A 3,489-nucleotide genomic window follows, 5' to 3' on the forward strand; every position below is an offset into this window, starting at 1 on the left:
CGATCCATTCTTTTACTTGTTTTTCTAATACGCTAAGTGGTAGTGGGCCCTTAGTTAAGACTACTTCATGGAATTCTCGGATGTCAAATTTATCCTGAAGCTCTGTTTTGGCATGCTCACGTAATTCAAGGATTTTTAACATTCCAATTTTGTAGGCAGTCGCCTGACCTGGCATTACGATATGTCGTTCTACCATTTTTACGGCATCACCTTTAGGATTTGGAGTATTTTCCACATAGTAGGCAATTCCTTCTTCTCTAGTCCATTTTTTAGCATGAATCCCTGTATCCACCACTAATCGGCAAGCTCTCCAAAGCTCCATGGCCAAACGACCAAAATCGGAATAAGGATCTTGGTATAAGCCCATTTCTTTAGGTACAAGCTCAGAATAAAGGCCCCATCCCTCGGTATATGCTGTGTATCTTCCAAATTTCCTGAATTTAGGGATGCCCTTTAATTCCTGTGCAATGGCCAATTGCATATGGTGACCCGGAAGTCCTTCGTGGTAGGCTAGAGCCTTCATTTGATAGGTAGGCATTTCCTTGGTATCATACATATTGGCATAATAGGTGCCTGGTCTTTTTCCATCCATAGAAGGAGATTGATAGAAAGCTTTTCCAGCTGAACGCTCTCTAAATGGTTCTACTGCCTTTACAATAATATCTGCTTTAGGTTTAGTGATAAACAGTTCATCCAAACGTCCTTTCATTTCATCAATAAGGGCAGTAGCTTCCTTCATATAAGCCTCTTTTCCCTCTTCTGTATTTGGATAATAAAACTGATCATCTGTACGCATAAAGGCAAAGAAATCCTGCAAGGAACCTTCAAAATTTACCTTTTTCATGATTTCACGCATTTCTCCATGAATACGGCTTACTTCATCTAATCCTATTTGATGGATTTGGTCAGCAGTAAGGTCAGTGCTAGTTACCCTTTTTAGGGCAGCATTGTAGAATTCCCCACCATTTGGAAATTTCCAAACCCCATCATCAGTAGTAGCTGACTTTTCAGTTTTTTCTAAATAAGTAATAAGTTGTTCATAGGCAGGTTTAACTGATTCTTTTAAGGCAGTTTCTGCTTCAGCTAGAAGTTTAGCATTGTCCAAACCTTCTACTTTTTCAATTTTGGTTCTAAAGTCTTCAAGAAGGGTGCTTTCTTCTTTTGCCTTTGTAAATGGGTTGCCCTTGATCAGATTTTTACAATCTCTAATCACATGAGCAAAAACGAATTTAGGAGGCATTATGCCAGCTTTTCTTCTCTCCTCCAAATTGGTTACTAATTGATTAAACAGCGGTTTTATCCCATTAAGCCTACTGATATAGGCCTTGGCATCCACTTCATCAGAAATAGGGTGCATGTTGATTAAGAGAGAAGGTACATCGGATTGTGCACCAAACATTTGGTTAACAGGATAATTGTGAAGTCTGAACTGTTCATTAGCAATTTGCTCCTCAGCACTTTCCACAAGTAATTGGTAACTTAGTTTAGTTTGTTCATCTAGCAAATCGTAGTTGATCTCACTTTTTAGTTTTACCAATTCTTTTTTTATGATTTCCAGTTCCAACTTTTCTTTTTTAGGGCTTATGTCGTCCCATTTGTCTTGATCTTTTTTGATTCCTAAATAAGCCTGGAAGGTAGGGTTTCTGTCTACGGACTCATCAAAAACTCTTTCAAAGAAGGTGTTTGCCTTTTTTGATTCTTCGGTCACCGCTTCGGTGGAGACTTGGGCCTTTAGTGTCTTTTTATCTTTATCATCGTTACATCCGTAAACCAGGAGCAATGCAAAAAAGAGGGAAAAAAGAGTAAGTTTTTTTCTGTTCATATTTAAATTGTTTTAGGTGATTAATTCTTGAAGTATAGGTTTTTAGCCATTTTATATGAATTTGTAAAAGGTATTAAAATTCCTAAAATTTGCTTTTACAAAAAAATGATTTTGCTGAAGGTAATAAAAAAAATAATTACTCCTAAATTTTCAGGAAAATGATGAAATGGTTGAAGAGAAATACGGATTAATATTGAAGGCTTATTTAGTTATATTTTTAAATTTAGTATTAAGAAGTTAGGCTTTCTTTTAATTGTATTGCAGGTTAAAGGATGGGTAAATTAAACCTTGGTGTATAATATGAGTGGGAGTGGACCCAAAAGAGCCAGTTAGAAAATGAAAGTTTTAAAAAAAGCTGCCCTTAAATTTTAAAGACAGCCTTTTTCTTAGGCCTAATGGATTAGCCTGTTTCAATAATATTCTTTCAGGTTATGCCAGTGCTTCTTTTACTTTTTCAGCAGCATCCTTAAGTACAATTGCAGAAGTAACTTTCAAGCCAGATTCTTCAATAACTCTAGCACCTTCCTCAGCATTTGTACCCTGAAGTCTAACAATGATTGGAACGTTTATTTCTCCAATGTTTTTATATGCTTCCACAACCCCTTGAGCTACTCGGTCACATCTTACGATACCACCAAATACGTTGATCAGTATAGCTTTAACGTTAGGGTCTTTTAGAATAATTCGGAATCCAGCCTCAACGGTTTGCGCATTAGCTCCTCCTCCAACATCCAGGAAGTTTGCTGGCTCACCACCTGACAATTTAATAATGTCCATGGTAGCCATGGCTAACCCTGCACCATTTACCATACATCCTACGTTTCCATCAAGTTTTACGTAGTTTAAACCTGCTTCACCCGCTTCTACTTCTAATTCATCTTCTTCTGTGATGTCTCTTAATTCTGCCAAGTCAGGATGACGGTACAAAGCATTGTCATCAAGATTTACTTTTGCATCAACCGCTAGGATTTTATCATCTGAAGTTTTTAAAACCGGATTGATTTCAAACTGAGAAGAGTCTGTTGCCACATAAGCTTTGTAAAGAGCAGAAATAAATTTTACCATTTCTTTAAAAGCTTTCCCTTCTAGTCCTAATGCAAAGGCAACTTTTCTGGCTTGGAAACCTTGTAGACCTACTTTAGGGTCAATCCATTCCTTAATGATTTTTTCAGGTGTCTTTTCAGCCACTTCCTCTATATCCATTCCACCTTCAGTGGAAGCCATAATCACATTCCATCCTTTGGCCCGATCAAGAAGAATACTTAAGTAATATTCTTTTGGTTCAGATGCACCCGGATAGTAAACATCCTCGGCAATTAATACTTTGTGTACTTTCTTTCCTTCAGGACCCGTCTGGTGTGTCACCAGCTGCATACCCAATATCTGGTTGGAGAGCTCCCTGACTTGATCTATGTTTTTGGCTAACTTTACACCTCCGCCTTTTCCACGTCCACCGGCATGGATTTGAGCTTTTACCACGTACCATTCGGTACCTGTCTCGGCATTCAGTTGTTTAGCAACATCTACGGCTCTTTCCGGAGTATCCGCCACAAGACCTTCCTGAATTCTTACACCATAGCTCTTTAAAATGTTCTTAGCTTGATATTCGTGAATGTTCATCCTGATTTATAAAATTTTTGCACGAATGTAAGCGATTTGATTTGATA

At 37.8% G+C, this 3,489-nt stretch carries 2 protein-coding genes; both read right to left on the bottom strand.

Annotated elements, in window-relative coordinates; translation table 11 throughout:
- Window positions 1–1,822: DUF885 domain-containing protein (locus tag E1171_RS04620; RefSeq protein WP_155204562.1), on the bottom strand; the 1,822-nt coding region annotated here is incomplete at its 3' end.
- A 429-nt stretch (window positions 1,823–2,251) separates the two neighbouring features.
- Window positions 2,252–3,442 (bottom strand): ADP-forming succinate--CoA ligase subunit beta, encoded by a 1,191-nt coding sequence (gene sucC, locus E1171_RS04625; protein ID WP_155204564.1) that lies wholly within the window; start codon window positions 3,440–3,442, stop codon window positions 2,252–2,254.
- Window positions 3,443–3,489: the final 47 nt, after the last annotated feature.

Source organism: Xanthovirga aplysinae (assembly GCF_009711365.1).
GTDB classification, from domain to species: Bacteria; Bacteroidota; Bacteroidia; order Cytophagales; family Cyclobacteriaceae; genus Xanthovirga; species Xanthovirga aplysinae.

Bases quoted from the DNA above. Each gene is read 5' to 3' on its own strand.
- sucC (WP_155204564.1), bottom strand. From the start codon at position 3,442: ATGAACATTCACGAATATCAAGCTAAGAACATTTTAAAGAGCTATGGT.